Annotated in this window: 20 protein-coding genes; all 20 read left to right on the top strand. The window is 50.5% G+C overall.

The genetic code is table 11. The features are described from left to right. Nucleotides 1-160 precede the first annotated feature (160 nt). The gene (locus ACJHX4_RS03510) at nucleotides 161-1,015 is read left to right on the top strand and encodes a GPO family capsid scaffolding protein (protein ID WP_001406872.1); all 855 of its coding nucleotides are present in this window, start codon (nucleotides 161-163) and stop codon (nucleotides 1,013-1,015) included. A gap of 58 nt (nucleotides 1,016-1,073) precedes the next feature. Continuing rightward, on the top strand, nucleotides 1,074-2,147 hold the full coding sequence (locus ACJHX4_RS03515) for a phage major capsid protein, P2 family (protein WP_001531531.1): 1,074 nt from the start codon (nucleotides 1,074-1,076) through the stop codon (nucleotides 2,145-2,147). Between the two features lie 3 nt (nucleotides 2,148-2,150). Then, nucleotides 2,151-2,894, top strand: a complete 744-nt coding sequence (locus tag ACJHX4_RS03520; RefSeq protein WP_000203460.1) for a terminase endonuclease subunit — start codon at nucleotides 2,151-2,153, stop codon at nucleotides 2,892-2,894. 99 nt (nucleotides 2,895-2,993) lie between these two features. Continuing rightward, nucleotides 2,994-3,503, top strand: coding sequence for a head completion/stabilization protein (locus ACJHX4_RS03525; protein WP_000988633.1), 510 nt, complete (start codon nucleotides 2,994-2,996; stop codon nucleotides 3,501-3,503). After that, nucleotides 3,503-3,706, top strand: a complete 204-nt coding sequence (locus ACJHX4_RS03530; RefSeq protein ID WP_000846409.1) for a tail protein X — start codon at nucleotides 3,503-3,505, stop codon at nucleotides 3,704-3,706. Before ACJHX4_RS03525 ends, ACJHX4_RS03530 begins: the two co-directional genes overlap by 1 nt. A gap of 3 nt (nucleotides 3,707-3,709) precedes the next feature. Beyond that, complete coding sequence (locus ACJHX4_RS03535; RefSeq protein ID WP_000123123.1) at nucleotides 3,710-3,991, top strand: phage holin family protein; 282 nt, start codon at nucleotides 3,710-3,712, stop codon at nucleotides 3,989-3,991. Next, nucleotides 3,991-4,488 (top strand): glycoside hydrolase family 104 protein, encoded by a 498-nt coding sequence (locus ACJHX4_RS03540; RefSeq protein WP_001531532.1) that lies wholly within the window; start codon nucleotides 3,991-3,993, stop codon nucleotides 4,486-4,488. The genes ACJHX4_RS03535 and ACJHX4_RS03540 overlap by 1 nt, the downstream gene beginning before the upstream one ends. Nucleotides 4,489-4,502: 14 nt before the next feature. Beyond that, on the top strand, nucleotides 4,503-4,928 hold the full coding sequence (locus ACJHX4_RS03545; RefSeq protein WP_001531533.1) for a DNZ54_00345 family protein: 426 nt from the start codon (nucleotides 4,503-4,505) through the stop codon (nucleotides 4,926-4,928). After that, on the top strand, nucleotides 4,916-5,341 hold the full coding sequence (gene lysB / locus ACJHX4_RS03550; RefSeq protein WP_001531534.1) for an Rz-like lysis system protein LysB: 426 nt from the start codon (nucleotides 4,916-4,918) through the stop codon (nucleotides 5,339-5,341). The genes ACJHX4_RS03545 and lysB overlap by 13 nt, the downstream gene beginning before the upstream one ends. Beyond that, complete coding sequence (gene lysC, locus ACJHX4_RS03555) at nucleotides 5,241-5,486, top strand: Rz1-like lysis system protein LysC (RefSeq protein ID WP_205729784.1); 246 nt, start codon at nucleotides 5,241-5,243, stop codon at nucleotides 5,484-5,486. Before lysB ends, lysC begins: the two co-directional genes overlap by 101 nt. Further along, nucleotides 5,449-5,916 carry a phage tail protein gene (locus ACJHX4_RS03560; protein ID WP_001531536.1) on the top strand — a complete coding sequence of 156 codons (468 nt, stop codon included), beginning with the start codon at nucleotides 5,449-5,451 and terminating at the stop codon, nucleotides 5,914-5,916. Before lysC ends, ACJHX4_RS03560 begins: the two co-directional genes overlap by 38 nt. Next, on the top strand, nucleotides 5,909-6,361 hold the full coding sequence (locus ACJHX4_RS03565; protein WP_001001767.1) for a phage virion morphogenesis protein: 453 nt from the start codon (nucleotides 5,909-5,911) through the stop codon (nucleotides 6,359-6,361). The genes ACJHX4_RS03560 and ACJHX4_RS03565 overlap by 8 nt, the downstream gene beginning before the upstream one ends. 66 nt (nucleotides 6,362-6,427) lie before the next feature. Next, nucleotides 6,428-7,063: a phage baseplate assembly protein V gene (locus ACJHX4_RS03570; RefSeq protein ID WP_001531537.1), complete on the top strand. Its 636-nt coding sequence runs from the start codon at nucleotides 6,428-6,430 to the stop codon at nucleotides 7,061-7,063. Beyond that, the gene (locus ACJHX4_RS03575; protein WP_001531538.1) at nucleotides 7,060-7,407 is read left to right on the top strand and encodes a GPW/gp25 family protein; all 348 of its coding nucleotides are present in this window, start codon (nucleotides 7,060-7,062) and stop codon (nucleotides 7,405-7,407) included. The genes ACJHX4_RS03570 and ACJHX4_RS03575 overlap by 4 nt, the downstream gene beginning before the upstream one ends. A gap of 4 nt (nucleotides 7,408-7,411) precedes the next feature. Then, nucleotides 7,412-8,320 (top strand): baseplate assembly protein, encoded by a 909-nt coding sequence (locus ACJHX4_RS03580; RefSeq protein ID WP_001121498.1) that lies wholly within the window; start codon nucleotides 7,412-7,414, stop codon nucleotides 8,318-8,320. Next, on the top strand, nucleotides 8,313-8,843 hold the full coding sequence (locus ACJHX4_RS03585; RefSeq protein ID WP_001531539.1) for a phage tail protein I: 531 nt from the start codon (nucleotides 8,313-8,315) through the stop codon (nucleotides 8,841-8,843). Before ACJHX4_RS03580 ends, ACJHX4_RS03585 begins: the two co-directional genes overlap by 8 nt. Before the next feature lie 10 nt (nucleotides 8,844-8,853). Continuing rightward, complete coding sequence (locus tag ACJHX4_RS03590; protein WP_001531541.1) at nucleotides 8,854-11,472, top strand: phage tail protein; 2,619 nt, start codon at nucleotides 8,854-8,856, stop codon at nucleotides 11,470-11,472. Further along, the gene (locus tag ACJHX4_RS03595) at nucleotides 11,472-12,050 is read left to right on the top strand and encodes a tail fiber assembly protein (RefSeq protein ID WP_001531542.1); all 579 of its coding nucleotides are present in this window, start codon (nucleotides 11,472-11,474) and stop codon (nucleotides 12,048-12,050) included. The genes ACJHX4_RS03590 and ACJHX4_RS03595 overlap by 1 nt, the downstream gene beginning before the upstream one ends. A 1,030-nt stretch (nucleotides 12,051-13,080) precedes the next feature. Beyond that, nucleotides 13,081-14,325: an AAA family ATPase gene (locus ACJHX4_RS03600; RefSeq protein ID WP_001531543.1), complete on the top strand. Its 1,245-nt coding sequence runs from the start codon at nucleotides 13,081-13,083 to the stop codon at nucleotides 14,323-14,325. Then, nucleotides 14,326-15,183 (top strand): DUF4435 domain-containing protein, encoded by an 858-nt coding sequence (locus ACJHX4_RS03605; protein WP_001531545.1) that lies wholly within the window; start codon nucleotides 14,326-14,328, stop codon nucleotides 15,181-15,183. Nucleotides 15,184-15,616: the final 433 nt, after the last annotated feature.

Below are 15,616 nucleotides of genomic sequence, written 5' to 3' on the forward strand. Positions count from 1 at the left end.
TGATGAATACACGGCAAGGCTACTGAGTCGCGCCCCGCGATTCGCTAAGGTGCTGTTGTGTCAGTGATAAGCCATCCGGGACTGATGGCGGAGGATGCGCATCGTCGGGAAACTGATGCCGACATGTGACTCCTCTAATCACTATTCAGGACTCCTGACAATGGCAAAAAAAGTCTCAAAATTCTTTCGTATCGGCGTTGAGGGTGACACCTGTGACGGGCGTGTCATCAGTGCGCAGGATATTCAGGAAATGGCCGAAACCTTTGACCCGCGTGTCTATGGTTGCCGCATTAACCTGGAACATCTGCGCGGCATCCTGCCTGACGGTATTTTTAAACGTTATGGCGATGTGGCCGAACTGAAGGCCGAAAAGATTGACGATGATTCGGCGCTGAAAGGCAAATGGGCGCTGTTTGCGAAAATCACCCCGACCGATGACCTTATCGCGATGAACAAGGCCGCGCAGAAGGTCTACACCTCAATGGAAATTCAGCCGAACTTTGCCAACACCGGCAAATGTTATCTGGTGGGGCTGGCCGTCACCGATGACCCGGCAAGCCTCGGCACGGAATACCTGGAATTCTGCCGCACGGCAAAACACAACCCTCTGAACCGCTTCAAATTAAGCCCTGAAAACCTGATTTCAGTGGCAACGCCCGTTGAGCTGGAATTTGAAGACCTGCCTGAAACCGTGTTCACCGCCCTGACCGAAAAGGTGAAATCCATTTTTGGCCGCAAACAGGCCAGCGATGACGCCCGTCTGAATGACGTGCATGAAGCGGTGACCGCTGTTGCTGAACATGTGCAGGAAAAACTGAGCGCCACTGAGCAGCGCCTCGCTGAGGTGGAAACCGCCTTTTCCGCACTTAAGCAGGAGGTGACTGACAGGGCGGATGAAACCAGCCAGGCATTCACCCGCCTGAAAAACAGTCTCGACCACACCGAAAGTCTGACCCAGCAGCGCCGCAGCAAGGCCACCGGCGGTGGCGGTGACGCCCTGATGACGAACTGCTGACCGGCGTCAGTCAGTCCGGGAAAACCTTCACGATTAACCCTTAATTTCAGGAAAAACTATGCGCCAGGAAACCCGCTTTAAATTTAATGCCTACCTGTCCCGTGTTGCCGAACTGAACGGCATCGACGCCGGTGATGTGTCGAAAAAATTCACCGTTGAACCGTCGGTCACCCAGACCCTGATGAACACCATGCAGGAGTCCTCTGACTTTCTGACCCGCATCAACATTGTGCCGGTCAGCGAAATGAAAGGGGAAAAAATTGGTATTGGTGTCACCGGCTCCATCGCCAGCACCACCGACACCGCCGGTGGCACCGAACGTCAGCCGAAGGACTTCTCGAAGCTGGCGTCAAACAAGTACGAATGCGACCAGATTAACTTCGATTTTTATATCCGCTACAAAACGCTGGACCTGTGGGCGCGTTATCAGGATTTCCAGCTCCGTGTCCGTAACGCCATTATCAAACGCCAGTCCCTTGATTTAATCATGGCCGGTTTTAACGGCGTGAGGCGTGCCGAAACCTCTGACCGCAGCAGCAATCCGATGCTGCAGGATGTGGCGGTCGGCTGGCTGCAGAAATACCGCAATGAAGCCCCGGCGCGCGTGATGAGCAAGGTCACTGACGAGGAAGGTCACACGACCTCTGAGGTCATCCGCGTGGGTAAGGGCGGTGATTATGCCAGCCTCGATGCACTGGTGATGGATGCGACCAACAACCTGATTGAGCCGTGGTATCAGGAAGACCCTGACCTTGTGGTGATTGTGGGGCGTCAGCTACTGGCGGACAAGTATTTCCCCATCGTCAACAGGGAGCAGGACAACAGCGAAATGCTGGCCGCTGACGTCATCATCAGCCAGAAACGCATCGGTAACCTGCCGGCGGTACGCGTCCCGTACTTCCCGGCGGATGCGATGCTCATCACGAAGCTGGAAAACCTGTCCATCTACTACATGGATGACAGCCATCGCCGCGTGATTGTGGAAAACCCGAAACTCGACCGCGTGGAGAACTACGAGTCAATGAACATTGATTACGTGGTGGAAGACTATGCCGCCGGTTGTCTGGTGGAAAAAATTAAGGTCGGTGATTTCTCCACACCGGCTAAGGCGACCGCAGAGCCGGGAGCGTAACCGATGACGAGTCCCGCACAGCGCCACATGATGCGGGTCTCGGCAGCGATGACCGCGCAGCGGGAAGCCGCCCCGCTGCGACATGCAACTGTCTATGAGCAGATGCTGGTCAAGCTGGCCGCAGACCAGCGCACACTGAAAGCGATTTATTCAAAAGAGCTGAAGGCCGCGAAAAAACGCGAACTGCTGCCGTTCTGGTTGCCGTGGGTGAACGGCGTGCTGGAGCAGGGCAAAGGTGCACAGGATGACATTCTGATGACGGTCATGCTGTGGCGTCTGGATACCGGCGATATTGCCGGTGCGCTGGAGATTGCCCGTTATGCCCTGAAATACGGTCTGACCATGCCGGGTAAACACCGCCGCACCCCGCCGTACATGTTCACCGAGGAGGTGGCGCTCGCGGCCATGCGCGCTCACGCTGCCGGTGAGTCTGTGGATACCCGCCTGCTGACGGAGACCCTTGAACTGACCGCCACGGCTGACATGCCTGATGAAGTGCGCGCAAAGCTGCACAAAATCACCGGTCTGTTTCTGCGTGACGCTGGTGATGCCGCCGGTGCGCTGGCGCACCTGCAACGTGCGACACAGCTCGACTGTCAGGCAGGCGTCAAAAAAGAGATTGAACGACTGGAGCGGGAACTGAAACCGAAGCCGGAGCCACAGCCAAAAGCGGCCACCCGCGCCCCGCGTAAGACCCGGAGTGCGACACCGGCAAAACGTGGACGCCCGAAAAAGAAAGCCAGTTAACAACCGAATGCGCCCCGCGCCAGGGCGGCACGCCGGTCAGTGAGGGTGAATCACCTGACACTGCACCGGCGTCCACCGCCCGACTTTTCAGAGGTAGTCATGATGACGCTGATTATTCCGCGAAAGGAGGCTCCTGTATCCGGTGAGGGTACGGTGGTCATCCCGCAACCAGCAGGCGACGAGCCGGTGATTAAAAACACGTTCTTTTTTCCCGATATCGACCCGAAGCGCGTCCGGGAACGTATGCGCCTTGAGCAGACCGTCGCCCCCGCCCGTCTGCGTGAGGCCATCAAGTCAGGCATGGCGGAGACGAATGCGGAGCTGTACGAGTACCGCGAACAGAAAATTGCTGCCGGTTTTACGCGTCTGGCGGACGTCCCGGCGGACGACATCGACGGTGAAAGCATCAAAGTTTTTTACTACGAGCGCGCCGTGTGTGCGATGGCGACCGCATCGCTTTATGAGCGTTATCGCGGCGTGGATGCCAGTGCGAAAGGCGACAAGAAGGCCGACAGCATTGACAGCACCATTGATGAGCTGTGGCGGGATATGCGCTGGGCAGTGGCGCGCATCCAGGACAAGCCGCGCTGCATCGTGAGTCAAATCTGATGAAGACCTTTGCGCTACAGGGCGACACGCTCGACGCCATCTGTGTCCGGTATTACGGGCGCACTGAGGGCGTGGTTGAGACCGTGCTCGCCGCAAATCCGGGACTGGCTGAACTGGGTGCGGTGCTGCCGCACGGCACCGCCGTCGAACTGCCCGACGTTCAGACCGCGCCCGTGGCTGAAACTGTCAATCTGTGGGAGTAACGCATGACAGCAGAAGAAAAAAGCGTCCTGTCGCTTTTCATGATTGGGGTGCTGATTGTTGTCGGCAAGGTGCTTGCCGGTGGTGAACCCATCACCCCGCGTCTGTTTATCGGGCGCATGTTGCTCGGTGGTTTTGTCTCGATGGTTGCCGGTGTTGTTCTGGTGCAGTTTCCTGACCTGTCACTGCCTGCGGTGTGCGGCATCGGCTCCATGCTGGGTATCGCCGGTTATCAGGTGATTGAGATTGCCATTCAGCGCCGTTTTAAGGGCAGGGGGAAACCGTAATGCCGGTAATTAACACGCACCAGAATATCGCCGCCTTTCTCGACATGCTGGCCGTGTCCGAAGGGACGGCGAATCATCCGCTGACGAAAAACCGTGGCTATGACGTGATAGTCACCGGACTGGACGGGAGGCCGGAAATCTTCACCGACTACAGTGACCACCCGTTCGCACATGGCCGACCGGCGAAGGTGTTTAACCGTCGCGGTGAAAAATCCACGGCCTCCGGTCGCTATCAGCAGCTTTACCTGTTCTGGCCGCATTACCGCAAACAGCTTGCCCTGCCGGATTTCAGTCCGTTGTCACAGGACAGGCTCGCCATTCAGTTGATCCGCGAACGCGGTGCACTGGATGACATCCGGGCGGGACGCATTGAACGCGCCATTTCACGCTGTCGCAATATCTGGGCGTCCCTGCCGGGAGCCGGTTACGGTCAGCGTGAGCATTCACTGGAAAAACTGGTCACCGTCTGGCGTACCGCTGGCGGCGTACCGGCTTAAACGGAGTAAACACCATGAAGAAATTATCCCTTTCACTGATGCTGAACGTGTCGCTGGCGCTGATGCTGGCACTGTCCCTGATTTACCCGCAGAGCGTAGCCGTCAGTTTTGTCGCTGCCTGGGCGATTCTGGCGACGGTTATTTGTGTGGTTGCCGGTGGTGTCGGCGTGTATGCCACGGAGTATGTACTTGAACGCTACGGGCGGGAGCTGCCGCCGGAATCGCTGGCCGTGAAGATTGTCACGTCGCTGTTTTTGCAGCCGGTGCCGTGGCGCAGGCGGGCAGCGGCTCTGGTGGTGATGGTGGCGACGTTTATCTCGCTGATTGCTGCCGGGTGGATTTTTACCGCGCTGATTTATCTCGTGGCGTCGCTGTTTTTCCGGCTGATACATACGGCCTGTCGTCAGCGTTTTGAGGGGCGGGAACCATGTCAAAGCTGATGATTGTGCTGGTCGTGTTGTTATCGCTGGCGGTGGCCGGTCTGTTTCTGGTGAAACACAAAAATGACAGCCTGCGCGCCTCGCTGGACAGGGCGAATAACGTCGCCAGTGAACAGCAGACGACCATCACCATGCTGAAAAATCAGCTTCATGTTGCCCTCACCAGAGCAGACAAAAACGAGATGGCGCAGGTGGCACTGCGTCAGGAACTGGAGAACGCCGCGAAGCGTGAAGCACAGCGCGAGAAAACCATCACGAGGTTACTCAATGAAAACGAAGATTTTCGCCGCTGGTACGGCGCTGACCTGCCTGATGCTGTGCGCCGGTTGCACCAGCGCCCCGCCTGCACCGACGCCAGTGATTGTCGCCAACGCCTGCCCGAAAGTGAGCCTTTGCCCGATGCCGGGCAGTGAGCCGCAGACGAACGGCGATTTAAGTGCCGATATCCGGCAGCTTGAGAACGCGCTGGCACGTTGTGCCAGTCAGGTAAAAATGATTAAACAGTGTCAGGACGAAAACGATGCTCAAACCCGACAGCCTGCGCAGGGCGCTGACTGATGCCGTCACGGTGCTGAAAACTAACCCCGATATGCTGCGGATATTCGTGGATAACGGGAGTATTGCCTCCACACTGGCTGCGTCGTTGTCATTCGAAAAGCGTTACACGCTCAATGTGATTGTGACCGACTTTACCGGTGATTTTGACCTGCTCATCGTGCCGGTGCTGGCGTGGCTGCGGGAAAATCAGCCCGACATCATGACCACCGACGAAGGCCAGAAAAAAGGCTTCACATTTTATGCAGACATCAACAATGACAGCAGCTTTGATATCAGTATCAGCCTGATGCTGACCGAGCGCACGCTGGTCAGTGAGGTTGACGGTGCGCTGTATGTGAAGAATATCCCGGAACCTCCGCCGCCGGAGCCGGTCACCCGCCCGATGGAGCTTTATATCAATGGCGAACTGGTGAGCAAGTGGGATGAATGAGTTTAAGCGTTTTGAAGACCGGCTGGCCGGACTGATTGAATCGCTGTCACCGTCAGGGCGTCGGCGACTGAGCGCCGAACTGGCGAAACGTCTGCGGCAGAGTCAGCAGCGTCGGGTGATGGCACAGAAAGCCCCGGATGGCACACCCTATGCGCCACGCCAGCAGCAGAGCGCCAGAAAAAAGACCGGTCGTGTTAAGCGAAAAATGTTTGCGAAACTTATCACCAGTCGTTTTTTGCATATCCGCGCCAGCCCGGAGCAGGCATCAATGGAGTTTTACGGCGGGAAGTCACCGAAAATCGCCAGTGTGCATCAGTTCGGTCTGTCGGAAGAAAACCGGAAAGACGGTAAGAAAATTGATTATCCGGCGCGCCCTCTGCTCGGCTTTACCGGTGAGGATGTGCAGATGATTGAAGAGATTATCCTGGCTCACCTCGACCGTTAGTTGTGCCATTCCCGACACCTCATCGTCACATTGCCGCCGGTATGACCCGGCGGCATCCTTCCCGTTATGAACACTCTCGCAAATATCCAGGAACTCGCGCGCGCACTGCGCAACATGATACGCCCCGGCATTATCGTCGAAACCGACCTTAACGCCGGTCGCTGCCGAGTGCAGACCGGCGGCATGTGCACCGACTGGCTTCAGTGGCTGACCCATCGCGCCGGTCGTTCGCGCACATGGTGGGCACCTTCCGTGGGGGAACAGGTGCTGATTCTGGCCGTGGGCGGTGAACTCGACACGGCGTTCGTTCTGCCGGGGATTTATTCCGGCGATAACCCCGCACCGTCTGCGTCGGCGGATGCCCTGCATATCCGTTTCCCTGACGGGGCGGTGATTGAGTATGAACCTGAAACCAGTGCGCTCACGGTAAGCGGAATTAAAACGGCCAGCGTGACGGCTTCTGATTCTGTTACTGCCACGGTGCCGGTGGTTATGGTGAAAGCATCAACCCGCGTCACCCTGGACACACCGGAGGTGGTCTGCACCAACAGGCTGATTACCGGCACGCTGGAAGTGCAGAAGGGCGGGATGATGCGCGGCAACATTGAACACACCGGCGGTGAACTCTCATCAAACGGTAAGGTACTGCATACCCATAAACACCCCGGCGACAGCGGCGGCACAACCGGGAGTCCTTTATGACAGCGCGTTATCTCGGAATGAATCGCAGTGATGGCCTGACGGTCACTGACCTTGAGCATATCGGCCAGAGTATCGGCGATATCCTGCGCACACCGGTCGGCTCACGGGTGATGCGTCGTGATTACGGCTCGTTGCTGGCGTCAATGATTGACCAGCCGCAGACTCCGGCGCTTGAGTTGCAGATTAAGGTCGCCTGTTACATGGCGGTGCTGAAATGGGAACCCCGCGTCACCCTGTCATCCGTCACTACGGCGCGCAGTTTTGACGGGCGAATGACAGTTACGTTAACCGGCCAGCACAACGACACCGGCCAGCCACTTTCGTTAACCATCCCTGTGAGTTGAAACCATGCCGATTATCGACCTGAACCAGCTACCCGCACCGGATGTGGTCGAGGAGCTGGACTTTGAAACCATTCTTGCCGAACGCAAGGCGACACTGATTTCCCTTTACCCGGAAGACCAGCAGGAGGCGGTCGCCCGTACCCTGACGCTGGAATCTGAGCCTCTCGTCAAACTGCTGGAGGAAAATGCTTATCGTGAGCTTATCTGGCGTCAGCGTGTGAATGAGGCCGCACGGGCGGTGATGCTGGCCTGTGCCGCCGGTAATGACCTTGATGTGATTGGTGCCAATTACAACACCACGCGCCTGACTATCACCCCGGCAGATGATTCGACCATCCCGCCGACACCGGCAGTGATGGAGTCTGACACCGATTATCGTCTGCGTATTCAGCAGGCGTTTGAAGGTTTAAGCGTCGCCGGGTCGGTGGGAGCCTATCAGTATCATGGTCGCAGTGCCGACGGGCGTGTCGCGGATATCTCTGTCACCAGTCCGTCTCCTGCCTGTGTCACCATCTCTGTGCTGTCACGTGAAAATAACGGTGTGGCATCCGAAGACCTGCTGGCGGTGGTGCGTAACGCCCTTAATGGCGAGGACGTCAGGCCGGTGGCCGACCGCGTGACCGTGCAGTCTGCCGCCATCGTTGAATACCAGATAAACGCCACGCTTTACCTTTACCCTGGTCCCGAAAGCGAACCCATCCGCGCTGCTGCCGTGAAAAAACTGGAAGCGTACATCACGGCACAGCACCGGCTGGGGCGCGACATCCGTCTGTCTGCCATTTATGCCGCTTTGCATGTGGAAGGCGTGCAGCGTGTCGAACTGGCTGCACCGCTGGCCGATATCGTGCTTAACAGCACGCAGGCGTCTTTCTGTACCGAATACAGCGTCGTGACCGGAGGCTCGGATGAGTGATTCGCGACTGCTGCCGACCGGCTCATCACCGCTTGAAGTCGCCGCCGCAAAAGCCTGTGTGGAAATTGAAAAAACGCCGGTCAGTATTCGTGAGCTGTGGAACCCGGACACCTGTCCGGCAAATCTGCTGCCGTGGCTGGCGTGGGCGTTTTCGGTCGACAGGTGGGATGAAAAGTGGCCGGAAGCGACAAAACGCGCCGTTATCCGCGATGCCTATTTCATCCACTGTCATAAAGGCACTATAGGTGCAATCCGGCGTGTGGTGGAGCCGCTCGGCTATCTCATTAACGTAAAGGAATGGTGGGAGACAAACGACCCGCCCGGAACCTTCCGCCTTGATATCGGCGTACTGGAAAGCGGCATCACGGAGGAGATGTATCTGGAAATGGAACGGCTGATTGCCGATGCCAAACCCGCAAGTCGCCACCTTATCGGTCTGAACATTATCCAGGACATTCCCGGCTGTTTGTATACAGGCGGTGTGGTCTGTGATGGTGACGTTATTACTGTTTATCCCGGATAAGTGAGAAACAATGAGCACGAAATTTAAAACCGTTATCACTACTGCCGGAGCCGCGAAGCTGGCAGCCGCCACTGTCCCAGGCGGGAAAAAAGTAACCCTGTCTGCAATGGCCGTGGGTGACGGTAATGGCAAATTGCCGGTGCCGGATGCCGGTCAGACGAAACTGGTGCATGAGGTCTGGCGTCACGCTCTGAATAAAGTCAGCGTGGATAACAAGAATAAAAACTATATCGTGGCTGAACTGGTTGTACCGCCCGAAGTGGGCGGCTTCTGGATGCGTGAGCTTGGTCTGTATGACGATGCCGGAACACTGATTGCGGTATCCAACATGGCAGAAAGCTATAAACCAGAACTGGCTGAAGGCTCCGGACGTGCGCAGACCTGCCGCATGGTTATTATTCTCAGCAATGTGGCGTCCGTTGAGCTGAGTATTGATGCCAGCACAGTGATGGCGACGCAGGATTACGTCGATGACAAAATCGCAGAGCATGAGCAGTCCCGCCGCCATCCTGACGCCACGCTGACAGAAAAAGGTTTTACTCAGTTAAGCAGTGCAACAAACAGCACCAGTGAAAAGCTGGCAGCGACGCCAAAGGCAGTAAAAGCAGCCTATGACAATGCTGAAAAACGTATGCAGAAAGACCAGAACGGTGGCGATATTCCAGATAAGGGTGCTTTTCTGGACAATGTTGGCGTTACCAGCCTGACGTTTATGAAAAACAATGGCGAAATGCCGCTTGATGCTGATCTGAATACATTTGGTCCCGTTAAGGCTTATCTGGGGATCTGGTCTAAAGCTACCTCAACTAACGCAACACTGGAGAAAAATTTCCCGGAAGATAATGCTGTCGGTGTGCTTGAGGTTTTTGCTGCCGGCAATTTTGCAGGTACGCAACGCTTCACCACGAGAGACGGCAATGTATACATACGCAGACTCGCCAATAAGTGGAATGGCTCTGATGGTCCGTGGGGCATATGGCGTCACACTCAATCAGCTACCCGCCCTTTGAGTACGACTATAGACCTGAATACGCTTGGAGCCGCCGAACATCTTGGTTTATGGCGTAACAGTAGCTCGGCTATAGCTTCATATGAACGCAATTATCCAGAGGAAGGCGGCTTTGCTCAGGGGATGCTTGAGATCCTCGAAGGCGGAAATTATGGAAGAACGCAACGTTATACCACTCGCCGTGGAAATATGTATGTCCGCTGCCTTGCGGCAAGCTGGGATGCATCAAATCCGCAGTGGGAACCGTGGTTAAGAGTCGGTCATCAGTCAGAGAGTCGTTATTACGAAGGTGATTTAAATGTTCTAACCGACCCCGGTATTTACAGTGTTACAGGAAAGGCAACAAACGGTCCGATGCTGGACACCGTTGGCGCGACACTACTTGGGATACTGGAAGTAATCAGACGTTTTGATGGTGTGTCTGTCTGGCAGCGTTACACAACCACAGGGAAATCAGAAACTACACAGGGACGCACTTTTGAGCGCGTCTACGCCGGGAGCAAATGGACCGAATGGCGAGAAGTATATAACTCCTTTTCGTTGCCTCTGAATCTGGGCATCGGTGGCGCAGTGGCAAAACTATCCAGTCTGGACTGGCAGACCTACGATTTTGTGCCGGGCAGTCTGATAACCGTGCGGCTTGATAACATGACCAACATTCCCGACGGTATGGACTGGGGCGTCATTGATGGCAACCTGATAAACATCGCAGTTGGTCCGAGTGATGATTCCGGTACGGGGCGCTCAATGCATGTATGGCGCAGCACTGTAAGTAAAGCGAATTACCGCTTTTTTATGGTGCGTATTTCAGGAAATCCGGGAAGCCGCACGATCACGACAAGACGTGTGCCAATTATCGACGAAGCTCAGACATGGGCGGCGAAACAAACCTTCAGCGCCGGTATTTCAGGCGAACTGTCCGGCAATGCGGCTACAGCTACAAAGCTGAAAACGCCAAGGACAATTAACGGCGTAAAATTTGACGGCTCGGCAAATATTGAAGCGTTTCCGCCAGGTGTTCCGCTGCCGTGGCCATCAGATACACCACCTGCAGGCTATGCGATCATGCAGGGGCAGACGTTTGATAAGGCTGCATATCCGAAACTGGCTATTGCCTATCCTTCTGGTGTTATTCCTGATATGCGCGGCTGGACAATCAAGGGCAAACCCGCCAGTGGGCGTGCCGTATTGTCACAGGAACAGGACGGGATTAAATCGCATACTCACAGCGCCAGTGCGTCAAGTACGGACTTAGGAACGAAAACGACCAGTTCATTTGATTACGGGACAAAAACAGTCAGTACGTTTAACCACGGCACAAAATCAACCAATACTTCTGGCAATCATACACATACCGTCGGTTTTGCTGTGAGCGTGCAATCAGGCGGTGCAGATTATGGTGTTCCGCGAAGTGATAAAGGTGCTACGACTACAAGTTCATCAGGCAATCATGCACATACAGTCGACATTGGAGCACATAACCATACTGTTGGTATTGGTGCACATTCACACACTGTTGCTATTGGCTCACACGGGCATTCCATTACCGTAAATGCTACTGGTAATACCGAAAACACCGTCAAAAACATTGCATTTAACTATATTGTGAGGCTTGCATAATGGCTTTCAGAATGAGTGCAGAAGCACAAACTATCCGCGTTTTCAATTTACTTGATGGAACCAATGAGTTTATTGGCGAAAGTGATGCATATATTCCGCCGTATACTGGCCTGCCTGCAAACAGTACAGATATTGCACCACCTGATATTCCGGCGGGTTTTGCTGCCGTTTTCAATGCAGATGAAATGAAATGGGAGTTGATGGAAGATCATCGCGGAAAGACTGTCTACGAAACGAAAACGGGAGCAGCCATTTATATTTCTGAACTTGGCGCATTACCTCCAGACGTGACAGCCATTTCCCCGGAGGGGGATTATCAGAAATGGAACGGAAATGCGTGGGTGAATGATGAGAATGCAGAGCGTGATGCGCTTGTCAGAGCGGCGGAGTCTCAGAAGAAAGAGCAGATTGCATATGCAGGTGAAATCATTGCCACGCTGCAGGATGCTGTCGATTTAGATATGGCTACCGAGGAAGAAAAGTTAAGCCTGACACACTGGAAAAAATACCGTGTGTTACTGAATCGCGTTCAGCCGGAAGATGCTCCGGATATAGAATGGCCGGAAATGCCGCAATAAATTGTATTAGATCTGGTGTGAGATTACTCATCTATGGAACAGAGTAAAAACTAATCTGACAGTCCGCTCTGTGCCAAGAGTAGACGTCGCCAAGATCATTATTCATTCCTTGATGAGGCACAGAGCGACCAGACTTGCATGAACAGTACAGTCCATCATCATCGGTTTTTAATTTCAGACTATTCGCTGCATTGTAGGCCAAATCTGATGAAGGTTTATGCGATGCAGAACGACATTTTCGACGCAATTTGCGCCGGTATTACAGGTACAGAGAACGTCGTTGAGAGGGTGTTGTAGGTGAATCGGGAGCGGTGAATGAATTGGACTGAATGTGGAAAAAGTACGATATTTGTCATATATAGACTGGTAAAACGCCATTCAAGGGAATGGACTAACTACGTTAGCGATGAAAAACTTTAAATGTGTGATAGACAAGCAGGCATGGCTAATCAGTCAAGTAGTGCAAAGTCGTCTTAACGGAAACAGCTTCACGACGTGCTTAGTACTTGATGTTAAGGCTCCCGTATGTGGTATATGAGAGCATGAAGATACGCGGATGAATATTTTATATCTATTTGTTTTGTTTAGATTTAATAGGTATAATGCACGTATGGAAAATGTTCAAAGGTGATTGTTATGTTTCACTGTCATAAATGCTATCACATCGATCATGTTGTACGAGTCACTATTTTTCGGACATGACCAAAGGGCTGTTTAGTACTATCACCAGTGTGCAAATATTCACTAACGATCGTTTCAGTGTTTCTCCACACAGTAGCTCCCGACATGTTCAGTTCTGCAAAGAGAGAACTAAATGGGCGTAATATTATTCACTATAAATTTAAAAGAGGTATTTCCAAACTATTAGGGCAAGAAATTATTTGCAAAAACCAGGAGTTTATTAATTTTAATCACGGATTTAGCATTGATGTTGGGGCATATGTTTGAAATGCAACTCATGACAATGATATATTGCATTTCATATGCGCCATGTAATAAATGGTTATAATTCATCGTCTGCGAGGTTGATATGAAATTGATACATTTAAAAGTAAAAAAACTATTTGGTCTCCTTGATTATGAAATTCCCTTGGATAACAATGAAATTACTATGCTTACTGGTCCAAATGGATATGGTAAGACAATGATTCTTAAAATCATCAATAGTATTCTTACAAATGAATTAAATGCTCTCTGTAAACTTAATTTTGATTTTATTAAAATTGATTTTCAAGGTGGCTCTGTTTCAATTACTCATGACACCAATAAAGATGGTTTAATATTGAATCATCTGGATAATAGCTCAGGAAACAGAACGGAAGAAAGACTCAAGTTACAGACAGATGAATCTATTATGGAAGAGTTATTTTATGTAAGCTTGCATAGGGGGGATGTTAAACCAAAACAAAAATTACGAACTGATAAACCATTATCTTCGGATGTGTTAAGTCATATTACATCGAAAGAAGACGTATCTTTTATATGTGCAGATCGATTACAAGTCAAAGCTGTTGATGAAACAGTCATTGACTTATGTGCTAGAAAATTAAAATATTTAATGAAAAATGCACAAGATGATTCCGCTGCATTATCACAAAAATTAGACGCTACATTTCCTATTCGATTATTTGAGCGTTTAGAGCAATCAAAACGATTTTCATCAGAAAATATTCAAGATCGCTTAAATGGTATTCAAGATAAACGTCGACATTATATGCGTTATGGCCTTATTCAGGCTGATAACGAGCTAATGCCTCAAAAAAGCACAAGTTTTTATAGTAGCAATGAATATCTAAGTGTGTTGGATCTATATATTGAAGATGCCCTTGGAAAATTGTCACCGTTTCAGACATTACATCAAAAAATTGATTTATTTGAATCAATTTTGAAAGAAAAGGTTTTAGCTTTTAAAAAAGTGATGATTGATAGAGATAACGGATTTTATTTCAAAAGTCACAATGGCGATGTTATTGATCGTAATTTGCTTTCATCAGGTGAACAGAACCAAATAGTTCTTCTTTTTAATTTGATTTTCGATTTTGTTTCACAAAAAGTAATTCTTATAGACGAGCCAGAAATATCATTACATGTCGCCTGGCAACAAACTTTCTTGGATTCTCTCAAAAAAATACAAAAGATTAACAAGTATGAAAAGGTCATTATTGCTACTCATTCACCACAAGTAATTAGTAAGAATTGGGAATTAACATACGATCTATATGAAATGATTAGAAATAGAAATGAAAGCCAACAGCTTTCAGAAGGAAACGAGTAAATGATGTCATTACGCAATGCTGTTCGCGAAGATGATTGGTTGAGTAGTATGATGCTTTTATTCAGAAATGAAATGTATCAACGTTGTATATTGATTGTGGTTGAGGGCATTTCAGATATCCGATTTTTCAATGCATATCGGCTTGATAATAGAATCATTTATGAATCACCTGAAAATGGAAAACGTGAAGTAATATTGGCTGTTAGTCAATTACGTCGTGCAGGTAATAATGCTGTGTATGGTGTATGTGACGCGGACTTTGATGAGTTAAGCGGAATAAATCACGAGGGGATTTTTTATACTGATGCTCATGACCTTGAAATGATGTTAGTAAAAGGTGGTGCGGTTGATAAATTCATTATGTCACATACAGATAGAAAATTAATTCAAGGGGAATTGGCCGATATATTCTGTCAGGATGTAAAGATGAACATCCTTTGTGCATGCTATAAAATCGGACTTCTCAAATGGTACAATTATCTTACACATAGCAATCTTAATTTCAAAGGAATGAATTACAGGAATTTTGTAAGTATTAACAGGACAGATGTTGTAGTTGATGAAACCAAATATATAAATCATGTGCTTAGCAGGAGTCGTACTGATAAGGATTTTAATGCGAAAAATTTATATAATGAAATGCGTAAATTAGAATTAATGTCGCCAGATCATTTTTCTATATGCAATGGTCATGACTTTACATGTATATTAAAAATGATGTATGAAACTGATATATCTGTAAATAAGAACATGCGTCTGGATGAGATAGATAGTTATATGCGTATGAGTTACGATCATCATACATTTAGAACCACAAAATTACATAAGCGTCTGAATCAATTGTTAATTTTACATTAAGGCTAAAACTAACACCTATTGCGGTTTATGGAAGAACAAGCCTTGATGAGAGTAGTGCTATCTCCGGATTAGCACTACAGGGGCGGTGATGTATAACAGCTTCTACCTGCTGGTACAGATTACCGCAGTGGAAATATACATAGCTGTTGCAGTACCGCCCCAGTACAGATTACCACCTCATCTGCAAATTCTAGGCAATGAATATCTTTTGGCTCCCCGTGAGCCGATATAAGTCTTATTGTGCAGAAACCATACTTCCTAGAGCCCTTCGGCAGTAGATAGTTTTGTACTATTTACTACTCAAGATGTTAAGTGGCAGAAAAGTTGAAAATTGAGATGATTTATTATGTATCTCAATACCTGTTTTTCGCTCAAAGCAGACTGTCAGATTTGACAGAGTTTTGGTTACGTAATTTGTCAGTTGGAAACTGAG

This window comes from Escherichia sp. WS2035 (genome assembly GCF_046487065.1).
GTDB classification, from domain to species: Bacteria; Pseudomonadota; Gammaproteobacteria; order Enterobacterales; family Enterobacteriaceae; genus Escherichia; species Escherichia coli.